This is a genomic window from Rugamonas sp. GW822-FHT03B10 (genome assembly GCF_058801745.1).
In genome coordinates this window covers 89,155-106,296 of sequence record NZ_JBXANP010000011.1, presented here as the reverse complement: position 1 = coordinate 106,296, position 17,142 = coordinate 89,155, and the positions used below count along the sequence as shown (strand labels likewise).

The following is a 17,142-nucleotide window of genomic DNA, read 5'->3' as shown; positions in this document are numbered from 1 at the left end:
GGCTGAGCGGCGTGTGCTGACCCGCGCGGGCGTGACAGGTTACAATCACGCCATGTATATCGATTCTCATTGCCACATCAATTTCCCCGAGCTGGCCGCTCGCATGCCCGAGATCCTCGCCCGGATGGAGGAAAACAAAGTCAGCCACGCGCTGTGCGTGTCGGTCGACTTGCCGGACTTTCCGCAAGTGCTGGCCCTGGCCGAACAATATCCGCATATTTACGCGTCGGTCGGCGTGCATCCCGATTACGAGGACACGCCGGAACCGACCGTGGACGACCTGGTCCGGCTGGCCGACCATCCGAAGATCATCGCTATCGGTGAGACCGGCCTCGATTATTTCCGCCTGACGGGTGATCTGGAATGGCAGCGCGAGCGCTTCCGCACCCACATCAAAGCGTCAAGAATCACGCGTAAGCCCTTGATTATCCACACGCGCTCGGCCAGCGAGGACACCATCCGCCTGATGCGCGAGGAGGGCGCGGGGACGGACGCGGGCGGCGTCGCCGGTGTCATGCACTGTTTCACGGAGTCGCTGGAGGTCGCGCGGGCCGCCATCGCGATGGGTTTCTACATCTCCTTCTCCGGCATCGTGACCTTCAAGAGCGCCAAGGAGTTGCAGGCGGTGGCGCTGGAAGTGCCGCTGGAGCGTATTCTGATCGAGACCGATTCGCCCTATCTGGCGCCGGTGCCGCACCGTGGCAAGATGAACGAGCCCGGTTTCGTGGCCCACGTGGGCGAGTTCATCGCCAAGCTCAAAGGCGTGCCCGTCGAGCAGGTGGCGCAGCAGACAACGGACAATTTCTTCAATCTTTTCAACATCGTACGCTGAGTTCTTTATGGGAATTCGTTACTCCAAACGGCGCCTGCTGATGGCCGCCGCCGTGTCGCTGGTCATACCGGCCGCCTTCGCCGCAACGGATGAACGCGCGGTCGATTTCTTCCGCGCCATTCAACTCGACAACGTTGGTCCCATCAAACGCGCGCTGTCGCAGGGGCTGGACCCCAACGTGCGCGAGCCGGAACGCGGCGAAACCGGGCTGATCGTCGCCATGCGCTACGATGCGATGAATACGCTGGACCTGCTATTGGCCCAGCCCGGCATCCAGCTCGAGGCGCGCGCACCGAACGGCAATACGGCGCTGATGATGGCCGCCTTCCGCCAGAACAAGCCGGCCGTGCTGGCCTTGCTGGGCAAGGGCGCGGCCGTCAATCAGCCGGGCTGGACGGCGCTGCATTACGCCGCCGCGTCCAACAGCACCGACATCATCAACCTGCTGCTCGACCGCCATGCGGTGGTCGACGCGCCATCGCCGAGCGGCCTGACGCCGTTGATGCTGGCCGCCCGCGAAGGCCAGGAGGCGGCCGTCAAACTATTGCTGGAGCGGGGCGCCGACGCCACGCTGAAGGATGGCGCCTATCACCAGACGGCGGCCGAGTTCGCCACCAAGGCCGACAAGCCCTGGATCGCCGCCGCCATCAAGACCTTCCAGGCCGGCAAGCGCTGAGTCAGGCGGCCCGACGCTTGGCGTAGGCGACCATCCCTGCCAGGCCCAGTACCAGCATGCTCCACGTGGAAGGTTCCGGCACCGGCGCGGTTTGGCTGACGTTCAGGTTGTCGAGGGCAATGCCGGACCAACCGTTGCCGCCTTGCTGATCGATTTCGAAGCCGGTGATGTTGTTGAACGCCGAAAAATCAAAGTGGTTGTATGCCGCGCTGGTGCCATACGTGTCATGGTTGGGCAGGTTGTCGAGCGTGACTGTCTGGATGAGCGAGCCGCCGCTGGCCAGCGTTGCCTTGATGCGGAACGAGGTCTGGGCGGGCGACGTGATGCCGTCATCGTGGGCGTTATCGAGATCGAGTCCGTTCAAATTGAAGGCCTGGCCGTCGGTACGCTGGATGGACAGATGGGAGCCGGTAATCAGGCCATCCGTGCCGTTGTAGGCGCAGTTGTTGGCGTAACCGCCACAAAACATGACGGTATTCCAATAGCCCGAGTACCAGTGGCCGTAACGCTCGTCGGCGATGCGGTAGTTGCTAACGGTGGAAGGGCTGGAAAAATACGTGTACAGGCTCGGCACGACGAAATCCGCGCCGGGCATGTTGGTGCCGGCCAGGCCGTTGAAGTCGATGATTTCAGCGTGCGCGCTCAGGGCCGACAGGGCGGCTGCACAGGCAAACAGCATTTTTGGAAGTTGTTTGAACATTACTGTTATTCCTAAATAATATTGGCAAAGAAACACAATTCTAATTTGTATTAGCTAAATTTACTAGCCAATTTGGCAACTTTATGAATTGGCAGGTGTTTACGCATCAGTTCCAGCCATGGCCGCGTTCCGATCTTGACCATAATTGCGCCAGTGCATTGCCTCCAGACACAATGCGCAACAACCAAGGACAAACATGCTGAACGAACGCGAGATCGAAAGCTGCTATCTGGGGCAATTCATCCCAGTCCATTACCATCACAATATGCTGATGGATCAAAACCGCATGCATGGGTTCAAATCGGCCATCGACTATGCGGTCAAGCCCGGCGCCAAGGTGCTGGAACTGGGCGGCGGCACCGGCGTGCTGTCCTGGTTCGCGGCAGCCAAGGCCGACAAGGTGTATTGCGTCGAATTCAATCCGGACATGGTCAAGGAAGCGCGCAAGATGCTGGCGCTGAACGCCAACGGCCACAAGGTCGAGGTGATTCACGCCGATGCGTTCGAATACCTGCCGCCGGAGCCGGTCGATGTGGTGATCTGCGAGATGATCCACGTCGGCATGCTGCGTGAGAAACAGGTGGAAGTGATCGAGTCGTTCAAGCGCCGCTACGCAGAGCGCTTCGGCGGCCCGCTGCCCGTGTTCCTGCCCGAAGCGGTGATCATGGCCGTGCAGCCCCTGCAGCAAGAGTATGATTTTGAAGGGTTTTACGCACCCATCGTCCAGTTCCAGGAAACCACGGCCATCTATTCCGGCACGGTGGAAATGGCGCAGCCGGCCGTCTACAGCATCATCGACTTCAGCCAGCCCAATGAGCTGATCTATCAGTGGCAGGGCAAATTCGTCGTCGAACGCGCCGGGCAGATCAATGCCATGCGCTTCGTCACCAAGAACATCCTGGCCGTCGTCCCCGAGCGTTCCACGACCATCGACTGGCTCAATCACTACATGACGCTGCCGCTGGCCGTCCCCGTGCGCGCGGGCGAGGGCGATGTGCTGCAAGTCAGTTTCCAGTACCGCGCCGGCGGTTCCATTCCCTCGCTGCAGGCCTCGCTGCAAGCGGAAGTCATGTACGAGGCGGCGCTCCAGCCCGCTCAGTTCATTCCAGCCTACGCCTGATCCGTACCAAGGCGGGCCGCGCGCCGACGCCGGCGCCGGGCCCGCCACCGTCCTGTTCATCCTCCCGTTCCAACCGCTCGTCGCCGCCGGCCGCAGCCGGTCGCATGGCCGTTGCGTGCGCGCCGCCGTGCGCCTACAGTGGCGCCATCAATTCGTTTGGTCCGGGGAGTCTCATCATGCTGGGTTTCATGCTGTGGTTGCTGTTGCTGATCCTGTGCTGGCCGCTGGCGTTGCTGGCGCTGTTCCTGTATCCCATCGTGTGGCTGCTGTTGCTGCCGTTCCGGCTGGTGGGCATCGGGGTGGAGGCCGTGTTCGAATTGTTGCGGGCCATCGTCATGCTGCCGGCCCGCATGCTGCGCGGGGCGGCGGGGCGGTGAGCGGCCGCCTGCGCGACGGGGCTTGAAATAGCGCCGCCGCACCATACTTCAGTTCTCCATTGCTGTTAGAATTTAAGCACGACCTCGCCGTCGTCGGCAGTCGTCGTTCAAGGAGAATGTGATGACCCGCAAGACACCCATCGAGCGTTACCGCAATATCGGCATCAGCGCCCACATCGACGCGGGCAAAACCACGACCACCGAGCGCATCCTGTTCTACACCGGCGTCAACCACAAGATCGGCGAGGTGCACAACGGCGCCGCGACCATGGACTGGATGGAGCAGGAGCAGGAGCGCGGCATCACCATCACCTCGGCCGCCACCACCGCCTTCTGGAAGGGCATGGCCGGCAATTTCGCCGAGCACCGCATCAACATCATCGACACCCCCGGCCACGTCGATTTCACCATCGAGGTCGAGCGCTCCATGCGCGTGCTCGACGGCGCGGTGATGGTGTACGACGCCGTGGGCGGCGTGCAGCCGCAGTCGGAAACCGTGTGGCGACAGGCGAACAAATATGCCGTGCCGCGCATCGCCTTCATCAACAAGATGGACCGTGTGGGGGCCGACTTCTTCCGCGTGCGCCAGCAGATCGCCGACCGGCTGAAGGGCGTGGCCGTGCCGATCCAGATCCCGCTGGGCGCCGAGGACAATTTCCACGGCGTGGTGGACCTGGTCAAGATGCGCGCGATTAACTGGGACGATGCCAGCCTGGGCGTCAAATTCACCTACGAGGACATTCCGGCCCATCTGCAAGCCCTGGCCGCCGAATGGCACGACAAGATGGTGGAGGCGGCCGCCGAGGCCACGCCCGAGCTGATCGAGAAATACCTGAACGGCGAGACGCTGACCGAGGACGAGATCAAACTCGGCCTGCGCCAGCGCACCATCCGCAACGAGATCGTGCCCATGCTGGCCGGCAGCGCGTTCAAGAACCGGGGCGTGCAAGCGATGCTGGACGCGGTGGTCGAGTACCTGCCGTCGCCGCTTGACGTGCCCGCCATTTCCGGCCACGACGAGCATGACAACGTGATCGAGCGCCACCCCGACGACGCCGATCCGTTCTCGGCGCTCGCGTTCAAGATCATGACCGACCCGTTCGTCGGCCAGTTGACGTTCTTCCGCGTCTATTCCGGCGTGGTCAATTCGGGCGACACCGTGTACAACCCCACCAAGGGCCAGCGCGAGCGGCTGGGGCGCATCCTGCAGATGCACGCCAACGAGCGCAAGGAGATCAAGGAGGTCTACGCGGGCGACATCGCGGCCGCCGTCGGCCTCAAGGCCGTGACCACCGGCGACACGCTGTGCTCGCCCGAGCACGTCATCGTGCTGGAGAAGATGTCCTTCCCCGAGCCCGTGATTTCGCAGGCGGTGGAGCCGAAGACCAAGGCCGACCAGGAGAAGATGGGCATCGCCCTGAGCCGGCTGGCGCAGGAGGATCCATCGTTCCGCGTGCGCACGGACGAGGAATCGGGCCAGACCATCATGTCCGGCATGGGCGAGCTGCACCTGGAAATCCTGGTCGACCGCATGCGCCGCGAGTTCGGCGTGGAGGCGACCGTGGGCAAACCCCAGGTGGCCTACCGCGAGACGATACGCAAGGCGGTGAAGGAGATCGAGGGCAAATTCATCAAGCAATCGGGCGGCCGCGGCCAGTACGGCCACGTGGTGCTGTCGCTGGAGCCGCTCGCGCCGGGCAAGGGTTATGAGTTCGTGGACGCGATCAAGGGCGGCGTGGTGCCGCGCGAGTTCATCCCGGCCGTCGACAAGGGCGTGCAGGAGACGCTGCAGAACGGCGTGCTGGCCGGCTACCCGGTGGTGGACGTGAAGGTGACGCTGACCTTCGGTTCCTACCACGACGTGGACTCGAACGAGAACGCGTTCCGCATGGCCGGTTCGATCGCCTTCAAGGACGGTATGAAGCGGGCCGACCCCGTCTTGCTGGAGCCGATGATGCACGTGGAGGTGGAAACGCCGGAGGAGTTCATGGGCAACGCCATGGGCGACCTGACGGCGCGGCGCGGCATGGTGCAGGGCATGGACGAGATCCCCGGCGGGGGCGGCAAGATCATCCGCGCGCTGGTGCCGCTGGCCGAGATGTTCGGCTACTCGACCACGCTGCGCTCGCTCACGCAGGGCCGGGCCACGTACACGATGGAGTTCCAGCACTACGCGGCCGTGCCGCCGCACATCCTGGACCAGGTGGCGGTGTCGTCGCGCACCCGGCACTGAGCGCCGGGCATGGCCGGCACGGGGCGTTGCGCGCCGTGCCGGCGGCCCGTCGTTACTCGAACACCTTCAATTTGAGCTGGACCGAGATCGCGCCGTACAGCCGGTCCTTGTAGGTCGGCACGATCGCCACGTTCACGCCCACGCTTTTGTATTCGGCGCTCAGGGTGGGGATGGCGGCCAGGAACCAGCCGCCGTCACGCATCTTGGGGTAGCCATTGAAGCCGCCGGCCACCACGCCCAGCCGCACCGGGCCGAGCGCGAACGGTTGGTAGTACACGCCCGCGTAATTCGAGTAGAAGCGGTCGCTGTTGTAGAAGCGGCCCGCCGTCACCGAGGCGACGGTGGAGAAACGGTACTCCGCGCCCAGGCCGGGATTGCTGTCGTTCAGGTGCTTGTCGCGCTGGAAGTGGTAGGAGTAGAAACCGGGATTGAGCCATACTTCCTTGAGCGGCTTGTTTTCGATGGTCGTGAACAGGTCGTCCGCGTGGACGGGCAGGGCGCCTGCCAGCAGCAGGGCGGCACAGGCAAGGCGGCTGGCGCGAAGGCCGGGGGTAGGCATCATAGTCAAACTTTCGTGCTAGTGGCGGGATGCGGCTGATTATAGCCAATTGGGGAAAGATCAGACATTGGCGCGGTTGTGCCGCGCCGGCGTTGAAATCGCCGTCATCATGGGCCACGAGATCGCCCGCGCGCGGCCGCCATCCCGGGCGCGCGCCATCCGTCGCACGGGGCCCGCTAGACCGTGATCCGCCAGCCGCGCCGCTCGAATCCGTGCATGGCCAGCCAGAACAAGCCCGTGAATACGACCGCGAACAGCAGCGACGGCAGGAATGGCCCCATCAAAGGGACGAGCGGCGCGCGGAACAGGCCGTCGTACAGCGGGGCCATGGCGCCACTGCCCTCCAGAATACAGGTCGCCAGCCACGCGCCCGCGTAGGCGGCGATGGCATTGATGCCCAGGCAGCGGCCCAGATCCGGCCAGCCCTGGCGGTCGATCAGCCAGTGCCCGAGTCCCACCACCAGCATACCGAACCCGCCCGTCCACAACACGAACGAGGATGTCCACAACTGCTTGTTGAATGGCAGCGCGAGCGACCACAGGCCACCCACCGCCACCGCCGCCACGCCCGCCCACAGCAGGGCGCGCAGATTCCGCGCCCGCAGCCATGCGCCGGCGCGCATGCCGAGGATGACCGTGGCCAGCGAAGGCAGGGTGCTCAGCACACCTTCGGGATCGTGCGCCAGGCCAGTCGCCGGATTGAACTGGTAGGCCAGCCGGCCCAACAAGGCCGTGTCGATGCGGTCGGCCAGGTTCAGATCCGGCGCCAGCGAACCCCCGGCCGTCAGCAATGCCCAATAGCCAAGCAGGATAGCGGCCAGCACGGTCCACTGGGCGCGCGCTTTGGGCACGTAGATGGCGAGCAGGCCCGCCAGCGCGAAGCAGATACCTATCCTTTGCAGCACGCCGAGCAGGCGGAAGTCGCGGCCATGCAGCAGCAAGGCCGCTGCGCCGTGCAGGGCGAGTCCGAGCAGGAAGATGCGCGCCCCCCGCACCAGCACCGCGCGCGCCATCGGTGCGGCGGGGGCCTGGGCCTCGATCTTCGCGCCCAGCGCCAGCTGGAGCGAGACGCCGACGATCAGCAGGAAGAACGGAAAGATGAAATCGGCCGGCGTGGCGCCATGCCATTCGGCGTGCTCCAGCCAGGGATAGACGTGGGACCAGTCGCCGGCGTCGTTCACCAGCAGCATGGCGGCGACGGTCAGGCCGCGCAGGGCGTCGACGGAGGAGATGCGGGAAGCAGGGAGCATGGAAGCGGTGAAAGTATTCGCCCGATGTGGCGTGGTTGATCCGACCAGTTATTATCCCTGCTGTTTCTTAACGCCTGCGCAACGCAACCTTAAGTTCTCCTATAGATTTGGCGCGCCTCCCCGTTGACAGGCAACGATGAAGATGCGTACATAGCCGCCTTCACGCCGCACTGGAACGCACTGGAAAATAGACATGAAAATATGCCTGGTCGAGGACGACCTGGAACTTGGCAAGGCCCTGCAATCGTCGCTGCAAGACGAGGGCCTGGACGTACTGTGGCTGCGGCGCGCGGCCGACGCCCGGCAGCGGATCGCGACCGAGCCATTCGAGGCGGTCCTGCTCGACCTCGGCCTGCCCGACGGGAACGGGATCGAGCTGCTGCGCCAGTTGCGGGCCGACGGCAAGACCCTGCCCATCCTCATCATCACGGCGCGCGACAGCCTGGAGGATAGATTGCAGGGCCTGGACCGGGGCGCCGACGACTATCTGGTCAAGCCGTTCGCCGTCTCCGAGCTGCTGGCCCGCCTGCGCGCGGTGGTGCGGCGCGCCACCGGCTGGAACGAGGCTGGCGAACTGATATGGAAGATCAAGGATCTCGCGCTGGACGAACGGCGCCGCGTGCTCACCCGGGGCGGCAACGCGGTGGACCTGTCGAAGACGGAGTTCGCATTGCTGCTGGCACTGATGCGCTATCCGGAGCGCGTGCTGACCCGGCGCGAGCTGGAGTCGCGCGCCCTGCCGCAGGGCGAGGGGCAGACGCTGGACGTGCACATCTCGCACCTGCGCCAGAAGATCGGCGATGGCTACATCCGCACCGTGCGTGGCGTCGGCTACGTGATCGACAAATGACCGGCCTGCCCGAACGCTCGCTGTTCCGGCGCCTGCTGCTCGGTTTCTGCGGCGTGGTGATGGCCATCTGGCTGGCCAACCTGGCGTGGGACATCCACGAAACGCGCACCACCAAGCAGCGCGACATGCAGCGCGAACTGCGCGCCAGTGCCTTGCGCATCCTGGTGCTGATGCAAACGGTGGACGGCCGCCCGGCCGACGAAATCCGCCCGCTGGTGCGCCGGATGGAAGCGCTGCACTACGCGCTGTACCGTGAAATGAACTGGTACGTGCCCGCGCTGCAGACACAAGTATGGCGGCGCGGCCAGTTGTTGTACGCGTCCGACGGCGCCAGCCCGCCAACGGCGGCGCCGGCGCGCCTGCCGCTGCCCGATGGCTGGGTGGCGGCCGTGGAATCGGACCCCGCCACCGGCGTCACCGTGCGCATGGCCACGCAGGTGATCGGCGAATGGCTGCTGCAGACGTCCAGCATCGGCTACTATCTCGCGCCCTTGCTATTCAGCCTGCCGTTCCTGTTGCTGCCGGCGTGGTACATCATCCGCGTCGGCCTGCGCCCGCTGCGCAGCATCGTGGCCGGGATCGAGGAACGCTCCGCCAGCGATCTGACGCCGCTGGCGCCGTCGCCGTACCGGGAATTGTCGCCGCTGGTGGCAGCCGTCAATCGCCTCATGGCGCGGCTGGTGGAGCGGCTGGAACGGGAACAGGAGTTCCTGGCCGACGCGGCCCACGAGCTGAAAACACCGCTGTCCATCATCCAGATCAACGCCGAATCGCTGGCCCATGCCCACACGCCGCAACGCGTGCAGGAGGCGGGCGAAGGCTTGCGGCAGGGCGTGCGGCGGGCCACCCACACCGTGCACCAGCTTCTGGCACTGGCCAGGTCCGGGCCGGACAGCGACGCGGCGCCCTTGCAAGCGCTCGATCTGGTGCAACTGGTATGCGACCGCCTGGCGCTGGCCGGCCCGCTCGCGGCCGCGCGCCAGATCGACCTGGAACTGGAGGCGCCCGACCTGTGCGCCATGTGCCTGCACCGCGAAAGCATGGCGGCGCTGATCGACAACGTGGTCGGCAACGCCATCAAATATTCGCCCGCCGGCAGCCGCGTGGCCGTGAGCATCACTGCCGACGCGGGCCTGATCACGCTGGCCGTGCGCGATGAAGGCCCCGGTATCGCGCCTGTCCTGCAGCGCAAGGTATTCGAGCGCTTCTACCGCCTGCCGGACCAGGACCAGCCGGGCAGCGGCCTCGGACTGGCCATCGCGGAGCGCGCCGCCATCCGCAACCGGGGCTGCATCACGCTGGACAACCGCGACGAGGGACCGGGCCTGTGCGTTCAGGTCACATTCGACGTGACCATGGCCGCCCGGTGATGTTTTGTACAACTGAATTCCACTATAATCAGCCGGCCATCAACCACACGCCGACACCATGAATCGTCTACCCCGCTGGAGCACGCCGCTGATCCTCGCCTTGCCGCTGCTGCTGGGCGGCTGCCAGGCCACGATGGAGCGCATCGCCGACTGCAAGACCGGCGATTGGAACGCCATCGGCCACAAGGATGGCGCGGCTGGCGAGGTGCAGAACTTCGCCGAGCGTAAGGATTTCTGCGACAGCCATGACGGCGGCAAAGGGCAGGGCGACGCGGCTGCCGGCTACCTGGCCGGTTGGGCGCAAGGCAATTGGGACTTCTGGTCCGCACGCGGCGTGAGCGATGGCCGCCAGGCGCTGCCCCAGTCCTCGTATGAACGGCACGTGGCCGGCGAGGACGTGCAAGAACACCATACGCCGCTCAACCGCCCGGCCTACGACGCGGGCTGGATGATCGGCAATGCCGACTACTGGAACGGCCAGGGCAAGCGTGACGGCACCGATGGCAAGCCCGCATCGGCCAAAGAGGCGGCCCGCAACCGCGCCGCGCAGCAAGGCTTGCGTTTCGACGATGCGGGCTATGCCAGCGGCTGGCAGACGGGCAACCGCACCTTCTGGCAAGACGCCGGCTTCACCGACGCGCGCAACGGCGTGCCGGACACGCAGATCAAATCGCGCGCCGCCGCCGCCCGCGCGGCCGGCGTGCAAGTGCAGGAGGACGCCTACCGCGCCGCATGGAACGCTGAAATCGTCAACTACTGGAAGAATCTGGGCACGCAGGATGCCGTCTCCGGCAAGGACTTCAATATGCGCCGCGCCGAGGCGCGCGCCAAGGGACTGAAGATCCACGAGGCCGAGTACCGCCAGAGCTGGGAGAGCCGGCTCGCGGACTACTGGCGCAAGGCGGGCCAGGACGATGGCTATGGCCGCCCGTTCCAGTTAGAGGACCGCATGGCCAACGCCGCGCGCGACGGCGTGTTCGTTATCCCGCGCACGCGCGAGCTGTACACGGCAGCCTGGGACGAGCAGAACGCCCGCTACTGCAACCCCGACAACGCCTTCGATCTGGGGAGACGCGGCGCCGGCATGGCGGTCGAGGTGTGCCGCGACCCCGTGCGCAACCAGATGAAGCGCGCCTATCTGAGCGGCCAGGATTACGAAGTGGCGGCCGCCAAATACAACCGCGCCGTGAGCGACGTGGACGCGTTGTACGGTCGCGTGCGCGAGGCGCGCGCGCGCCTGGGCCGCATCGAGCGCGACATCCGGGCCAATCTGGACAACAAGGACCGCCCCGTCAACGACGAAACCAAGAAGCAGGACAGCCGGCGCGAACAGGAACGGCGCGACGTGGCCGATTACCTGCAGCGCACCGAGCGCCAGCTGGACGACGCCCGGCGCTGGGCCGAGCGCCACCAGCAGCAGATGGAGCGGCTGCGGCGCGACATCTATCTGAACTGAGCTACCTGCACTACGCGGCCCGGACTGAACTGCCTGAACCGCACTGCGCCGCGCGTGCCGCGTCAGCGTGTCAGGCGATCGGCCAGATCCTGCGCCAGCCCGCACATGGTGAGCGTCGGATTCCACGAGCCGCCGGTCGGGAACAGCGCGCCGCCCGTCACGTACACATTGCGCACGCCGTGGGGCCGGTAATCGAGACCGACCACGGACGTGGCGGGATCCGCGCCCATCCACAAGGGCGACGCCTCGTGCACGATGATGTTAAGCCGTATTTGCTCGCGGCCGGGGCGCGCCCGCTGCCAGCTGCCGCCGCCGTTGCTTTCGTCGATCCAGTATTCGATTTCGGGCGGCGCGTCCACGCGGGCGCTGACGAGGGCGCTGATGGTCTGGTACGTGGCTTCATCGAGCACGTCCCACAGTTTTTCGTCCGCCGCGCCGGTCTGCAATTGCAGCGTGATGTTGGTGGTCGGGTCGCCCTGGTCGTTCAGCCGGATCCAGTTGTCCGCGTTCCGCTCGCTCACTTCTCCCAGCGTGGCGCACACCAGCACCACGTAATCCTCGGAGCCGCGCAGCTGCGCCGGGGAGGCGACGGCCGCCGCATCGGGCGCCTCATGCGCGATGGTCTGCGCATCGTGTTCGGGCCGCGTGGAGGCGAAGGCGCTGGCCTGCACATGGTATTGCAAGCCTTGCTGGTCCACGCCGTCCAGATAAACGGCGCCGATCTCCAGCGGCGACAGGCCATGGAACGCCGTCCGCTTCACGCGGGCCGTCACGTGCGACATGAAGTGCCCCGTGTAGCGCTTGCCCGCGTTGGGCAGCGCCTCGCCGAAGGAATTCATCAGCAGCGTGGCCGGCGGGATGGTGCCCATCGCCAGCACGATGCTGGCCGTGCCCACGCTGAGCGGCCCGTGGTTGGTGGCGATCGCCGTCACCGTGCCTTGGCCGTCGTGCAGCAGACGTTCGACCAGGCAGCGGTCCACGATGGTGAGCGGATGGCCGTGGCCCTGCGCAGCCTGCGCCAGCTGGCGTTGCTGCAGGCCGAACAAGGTGCCGACGGTCGCGTATTTGTAGAACTTCACGCTCTGCCAGTCGGGATTGCCGACCGCGATCGGAGCGGGGTAAGCGCTGAGCGCCGTGGGCACGCAGCGCTTGAAGTTCTCCTTGATGTTGCTATCCAATTGCGTCTGGAGTTTGCCGTACACGCCATCATTGATGCGGTCCATCGAGGTCACATGCAGGAAGGCGCGCGCGCGGTCCCAGAATCCCGGCGCCAGCGTCACGTCGATCAGCTCGCGCGGCCAGTCGCGCATCTGCCCGGGCGTGGGCGCCGGACACCACGCGCTCCAGTAGGTGGATCGGCCGCCGACGATGGGCATGTAGCCGGCCTGGAAGAATTGCAGGCCGGTGGTGGCCATGCGCGTGCTGCGGGTCCACGGATAGGTGGTGGGCGGCGAGCCGGTGGCGGCCTGGAAGGCCATGGGCAGCATCTGGTAATGCGCCGGCAGCCAGTAGCCGCCGCGTTCGAGCACGAGGATGTTCGCATCGGGCTTGTTGCGCAGCGCTTGCTCGATGAAGGCGACGCCGGTGGGCCCGGTGCCGATCACGATGAAGTCGTAGGACGTGGCCTGGATGGTGCGCCAGTCCGCGTCGCCGGCGAAGAAGGCCTTGCCGGCGATCTGGTCGGCGCTGGCCGACTGGCGGCCCGGCACGGGGTAGCCGAGCGCGATGCCGCTGGGGATGTGGGCGGCGTCGGCGAAGAATCGCTTGTAGGTATAGGACATGCTGCCTCCTTGGGAAAGTGAGGACTGCGGGTGCGGGACGAGGGGAGGCCAGGCACCCCGCCTGGCCTGAGCATTCATTTGCGGGTGGGATCGGCCACGTGCTTGCCGGTGCGGTCTATCGCGTTCAGCAACTGGGGCGTCTTGCTGGTGGCGGTGTACCACAAGGGCAGCGATTTGAAGGTCAGCACCATGTCGAAGTCGCCGGCCACGCTGCCGGCGTCCATCGGCACGTCGCCTTTGCGGTTCTGGAACCAGCGCTGCCAGTCGGGCGAACCGGGCGCCGGCGAATTGAGGTAGGGGCTGCCGGTCGGGCTGTCGCTGGGCAGGTGGGTATTCAGCGGCAGCAGGAAGGACTGCATGCCGATCTTGGGATTCTTCACGTCCCATTGCGCCGTGCTGTGGCAGCTCATGCACGACGAATCCTTGGCGTTCTTGACGTACTGGCGATTGCCATCGACCTCGAATGAGATGTCGTTCATGGCGCCGTCATTGGGGCCGGACAGCCGTTCGCCCCAGCCGAACGTGGCGCCGCCATACGCGGGCGCGGCCGGATTGTTCCAGTTCTGCGTCAGCTGCTTTTGCGGCTCTTTGGTGCTGTTAACCAGCGGGTCGTTGCCCCACTGGGCGCCCAGCACCACCATCTGGTCCCACACGCCGTTGGCGCCCGGTTTGATGTTACGGTCGTACACGAGCGTCGAGAACACCCAGCCCGTATCGGGTGCCGACGCGCTGTCCTTGACGATGATATCGAACTGCATCAGGTAGGTGCTGTACACCCGGGGTTTGGCGAATTCGCCGGTGGTGGCGTTGGTGGTGATGTAGGCCGGCCACACCAGACTGCCCGTCATGACCGGCCAGACGGTGGGATCGGCCGTGATGAAGGCGGCCTTGATGATCAGCGACCCTTCCGGGAACTGGGTGGTTTTCGGCGTGACGGCGGGCTTCATGGCAGTCTTGCCCCACACGTTCTTCAGCGTCTGCGCGGCCGTCTTGTCGTAGTAGGTCAGCACGTAGGTGGTGATCGGCTTGGTCAGACCGCTGGCGGCGAACAGGGAAGTGTCGAGCGAGCTGCCGCCCACGTACATGCCGTGGATGGCTTCGCGCTTGGCGCCCAGCCACGGCTCGTTGTACCAGCCGCGTTGCGCCGCGTCCCAGTGCGCGTAGTCCTGCAGCAGCACCATCATGTCCTTGCCCACCGCATCCTTGAGCGCTTGCGCGTAGGCGCCGGCGTTCTGGGTCGTGATGTGGCCGTTGTTGATGGCGGCCCGCCAGGGCATGGCCGGCGTCGGGACGTTGGCCGGGTACTGGTGGCTCAGCTTGAACAGCGGACCTTTGTATTCGGATGCGGGCGGGATCGCGCCGTTGTTGTCGGCGAAGGGGGTGATCGTTGCTGCGGCGGCGTTCAGCGCGAAGGTGGAACCGGCGATCAGTGCGAACCAGGTGGACGTCATCTTCTTCTCCAGTGAATTTCCAGCACCAAGGGAGGAACTGCGGCAAAGGCATGTCTCGGGCCGATAGTAGCACTGGGGAAATTTTGAAATCTCACCGAAGATCACTGTCGAATAATCAATATTTCGCTTGCTTTTTTGATAGGCGGCGGTAGCCCAACAGGGACGGGCGCAGTTGGGCAAGCACTTGCATTCGCATACGGAAACAGCGGCGTGGACGCGACAGTTTCTGTCCGCTGCCCCTGCCGCTGCGCTGGCGCCCGGTGACTCAGGCGCGAGGCGCGTGCGCGCCGACCATCCAGCAGGCCGCCGGGAACCGCGCCTCGTCCCCATGGATGAAGGGCTGGAATGCCTCGCGCATCGCCGCCACCACGGCGTCGCGCCGGTCTTCGCTTTCCTTCTGCAGCAGTTGGCCAACAGGGCCGAGCATGGTCGCATAACGCAGCAGTTCGTGCGCAGGCAGCGTGCACTGGGCGTCGGCGGGTGCGATGACGATATCTTCCCAGCCGGCCTGTTCGAGGATGCGCGAGATCAGCGCGCTGTCGGCCAGGCCGAACTGGCCCGGCTCGCCGGGACGGCGCGGGGGCAGGGCGGGTAGCAGGGGCGCCGCCGCGCGTTCGGCCGTGGTCATGAACGGGTTCTCGTCCGCCGAACGCCATGCGACAAAGCGCAAGGCACCGCCCGCCGTGGCGGCCCGGCGCAAGTTGGCGAAGGCACGGACGGGGTCGTCGAAGAACATCACGCCCATGCGCGAGACGATCATGTCGAAGCTGGCGGCGGCAAAAGGCCAGGTTTGCGCGTCGGCCTCAATGAAGTCCACGTCCAGCGCTTGTTGTGCGGCCCGGGTGCGGGCCAGCGCGACCATCGGCTGAGAAATATCGACCCCGGTGCACGCCGCGCCGGCGCCGAGCCGGCGCGCGATGGCCAGCGTGGTTGCGCCCGTTCCGCAGCCGATATCGAGCACGGATCGGGGCCGCTGTTCGCACGCAGCATCGACCAGCAAACGCTCGAATGGCGCGAGCATGTCGTCCAGCTGGACCTGGAGTTCGACCCAGGCCCGCCCGGCGGGGCCGTTCCAGCGCTGGTCCTGATCGCGGTTCGCTTTTTCACCTTGCATGACGCACTCCCTTGGAATTGTCTGCCTGATATTTTGCCTTATTTGCCACGATCACGTTGGAACGCTCCGATCGCCGGGGCGGGCAATAGTATTAAAATGGCATGATCGATTTTGCTTGAAAATTCATAACCTTCCGGCTATAGTTCAATCCATAACCTTATGGCTATGGATTGAAATGACGAATCAGGATGCATTGTTCCGGGCACTTGGCGATCCCACGCGGCGCGCCATCTTCGAACAACTGTGCGCCGGCGGCGAACAGACGGTTGGCGTGTTGACGGGCCATGCCAGGGTGTCGCAACCGGCTGTTTCCAAGCATCTGGCCATCCTGAAGGAAGCCGGGCTCGTGCTGGACCGCCATGCCGGCCGCCAGACCCACTACCGCGCGCTGCCCGGCGCGCTGGCGCCGCTGCGCGATTGGACGAACCAGATGACCCGCTACTGGGAAAGCCGGTTCGATGACCTCGAAAATCTGCTGAAAGGAATGGACCAATGAACGTGACCGCACAGGAACTGCGTACCGTTGTTGTTGAACGGGAATTCCCCCATCCGCCGGAAAAGCTCTGGCGCGCCTTGACCCAGCCCCATCTGATCGAGGCCTGGCTGATGAAGAGCGATTTTCTGCCCGTGGCCGGGCACCATTTCAATTTCCGCGCCGACTGGGGCGCCGTCGATTGCGTTGTGACGGAAGTTGAACCGCGGCGCACGCTGGCCTACACCTGGTCCGCTTATGGACTCGAAAGCGTCGTCACCTGGACCCTCGAACCATCGGCCGGCGGCACCCATCTGCGCATGGAACAGTCCGGATTCCGGCAAGACCAGGAACAGGCCTACCAGGGCGCCAAATTTGGCTGGCAGAAATTCTTCGGGTCGCTTGAACAGGTGCTGGCGCGGGAGGACGCATGACGGCGGCACCCATGGAAGGGCAGGCCGCGTCCGCCTTCATCGACCAGAAGATCGCCAGATTGGACGACTGGCGTGGCGCCACCCTCAGCCGCATGCGCGCGCTGATCCACGAAGCCGTGCCCGACGTGGTGGAGGAGGTGAAGTGGATGGGGACGCCGGTCTGGTCCAGTGGCGGCATCATCTGCACGGGCGAAACCTACAAATCGGTGGTCAAGTTGACGTTTCTGAAGGGCGCCTCGGTGGACGACCCGGCCGGTCTGTTCAATTCCAGTCTGGAGGGCAACGCACGGCGCGCCATCGACATTCCCGAGGGCGGCGCAGTCGACCCCGAAGCGTTCAAGGCACTGGTGCGGGCGGCGGCGGCGTTGAACGCGCAGCGCGCCTCGCCAAAACGGCGCCAGAAAGCGGCCGGCTGAACGATAGAACCGGCCTGCGCCTATGCTGCACGGCAAAAAGCGCCGATAATA

17 protein-coding genes are annotated in these 17,142 nt (G+C 65.3%); 11 read left to right on the top strand and 6 right to left on the bottom strand.

Annotation, left to right across the window (positions count from 1 at the left end; translation table 11 throughout):
• Positions 1–52: 52 nt before the first annotated feature.
• Together AC1RQG_RS18180 and AC1RQG_RS18175 are read left to right on the top strand one after the other, a co-directional pair.
• Complete coding sequence (locus AC1RQG_RS18180; protein WP_493133400.1) at positions 53–832, top strand: TatD family hydrolase; 780 nt, start codon at positions 53–55, stop codon at positions 830–832.
• 7 nt (positions 833–839) lie between these two features.
• Complete coding sequence (locus AC1RQG_RS18175) at positions 840–1,508, top strand: ankyrin repeat domain-containing protein (protein ID WP_493133399.1); 669 nt, start codon at positions 840–842, stop codon at positions 1,506–1,508.
• 1 nt (position 1,509) lies between these two features.
• On the opposite strand, the gene AC1RQG_RS18170 is transcribed toward AC1RQG_RS18175, so the two are convergent.
• A complete protein-coding gene (locus AC1RQG_RS18170; RefSeq protein ID WP_493133398.1) occupies positions 1,510–2,208 on the bottom strand; it encodes a PEP-CTERM sorting domain-containing protein in 699 nt (232 codons plus the stop codon).
• A 196-nt stretch (positions 2,209–2,404) separates the two neighbouring features.
• On the opposite strand from AC1RQG_RS18170, the gene AC1RQG_RS18165 reads away from it, so the two are divergent.
• From AC1RQG_RS18165 to fusA, 3 genes are all read left to right on the top strand, one after another.
• Positions 2,405–3,328, top strand: coding sequence for a class I SAM-dependent methyltransferase (locus tag AC1RQG_RS18165; protein ID WP_493133397.1), 924 nt, complete (start codon positions 2,405–2,407; stop codon positions 3,326–3,328).
• A gap of 176 nt (positions 3,329–3,504) precedes the next feature.
• On the top strand, positions 3,505–3,705 hold the full coding sequence (locus AC1RQG_RS18160; protein WP_493133396.1) for a hypothetical protein: 201 nt from the start codon (positions 3,505–3,507) through the stop codon (positions 3,703–3,705).
• A 121-nt stretch (positions 3,706–3,826) separates the two neighbouring features.
• On the top strand, positions 3,827–5,938 hold the full coding sequence (fusA, locus tag AC1RQG_RS18155) for an elongation factor G (protein ID WP_493133395.1): 2,112 nt from the start codon (positions 3,827–3,829) through the stop codon (positions 5,936–5,938).
• 52 nt (positions 5,939–5,990) lie between these two features.
• Here fusA and AC1RQG_RS18150 read toward each other — a convergent pair whose 3' ends face one another.
• Positions 5,991–6,500 (bottom strand): hypothetical protein, encoded by a 510-nt coding sequence (locus AC1RQG_RS18150; RefSeq protein WP_493133394.1) that lies wholly within the window; start codon positions 6,498–6,500, stop codon positions 5,991–5,993.
• 173 nt (positions 6,501–6,673) lie between these two features.
• Entirely contained in the window at positions 6,674–7,747 is a 1,074-nt protein-coding gene (locus AC1RQG_RS18145; protein ID WP_493133393.1) for an acyltransferase family protein, read from the bottom strand.
• A gap of 193 nt (positions 7,748–7,940) precedes the next feature.
• On the opposite strand from AC1RQG_RS18145, the gene AC1RQG_RS18140 reads away from it, so the two are divergent.
• From AC1RQG_RS18140 to AC1RQG_RS18130, 3 genes are read left to right on the top strand one after another with little or no spacing between them, the layout of a single operon-like run.
• Entirely contained in the window at positions 7,941–8,597 is a 657-nt protein-coding gene (locus AC1RQG_RS18140; RefSeq protein ID WP_493133392.1) for a response regulator transcription factor, read from the top strand.
• Entirely contained in the window at positions 8,594–9,967 is a 1,374-nt protein-coding gene (locus tag AC1RQG_RS18135) for a sensor histidine kinase (RefSeq protein WP_493133391.1), read from the top strand. The genes AC1RQG_RS18140 and AC1RQG_RS18135 overlap by 4 nt, the downstream gene beginning before the upstream one ends.
• A gap of 58 nt (positions 9,968–10,025) precedes the next feature.
• A complete protein-coding gene (locus AC1RQG_RS18130) occupies positions 10,026–11,423 on the top strand; it encodes a DUF2799 domain-containing protein (protein ID WP_493133390.1) in 1,398 nt (465 codons plus the stop codon).
• A gap of 62 nt (positions 11,424–11,485) precedes the next feature.
• On the opposite strand, the gene AC1RQG_RS18125 is transcribed toward AC1RQG_RS18130, so the two are convergent.
• The 3 genes from AC1RQG_RS18125 to AC1RQG_RS18115 all read right to left on the bottom strand — a co-directional run bounded on the left by AC1RQG_RS18125 (position 11,486) and on the right by AC1RQG_RS18115 (position 15,769).
• Positions 11,486–13,204 (bottom strand): GMC oxidoreductase, encoded by a 1,719-nt coding sequence (locus AC1RQG_RS18125; RefSeq protein WP_493133389.1) that lies wholly within the window; start codon positions 13,202–13,204, stop codon positions 11,486–11,488.
• A 74-nt stretch (positions 13,205–13,278) separates the two neighbouring features.
• A complete protein-coding gene (locus AC1RQG_RS18120) occupies positions 13,279–14,655 on the bottom strand; it encodes a hypothetical protein (protein ID WP_493133388.1) in 1,377 nt (458 codons plus the stop codon).
• Between the two features lie 265 nt (positions 14,656–14,920).
• Positions 14,921–15,769 carry a class I SAM-dependent methyltransferase gene (locus tag AC1RQG_RS18115; protein ID WP_493133387.1) on the bottom strand — a complete coding sequence of 283 codons (849 nt, stop codon included), beginning with the start codon at positions 15,767–15,769 and terminating at the stop codon, positions 14,921–14,923.
• Positions 15,770–15,944: 175 nt separating this feature from the next.
• On the opposite strand from AC1RQG_RS18115, the gene AC1RQG_RS18110 reads away from it, so the two are divergent.
• Genes AC1RQG_RS18110 through AC1RQG_RS18100 form a run of 3 tightly spaced genes read left to right on the top strand, consistent with a single transcriptional unit; the run spans position 15,945 to position 17,091 of the window.
• Positions 15,945–16,265 (top strand): ArsR/SmtB family transcription factor, encoded by a 321-nt coding sequence (locus tag AC1RQG_RS18110; RefSeq protein ID WP_493133386.1) that lies wholly within the window; start codon positions 15,945–15,947, stop codon positions 16,263–16,265.
• On the top strand, positions 16,262–16,675 hold the full coding sequence (locus AC1RQG_RS18105) for an SRPBCC family protein (RefSeq protein ID WP_493133385.1): 414 nt from the start codon (positions 16,262–16,264) through the stop codon (positions 16,673–16,675). Before AC1RQG_RS18110 ends, AC1RQG_RS18105 begins: the two co-directional genes overlap by 4 nt.
• Positions 16,672–17,091, top strand: coding sequence for a DUF1801 domain-containing protein (locus tag AC1RQG_RS18100; protein ID WP_493133384.1), 420 nt, complete (start codon positions 16,672–16,674; stop codon positions 17,089–17,091). Before AC1RQG_RS18105 ends, AC1RQG_RS18100 begins: the two co-directional genes overlap by 4 nt.
• The last annotated feature ends 51 nt before the right edge of the window (positions 17,092–17,142 follow it).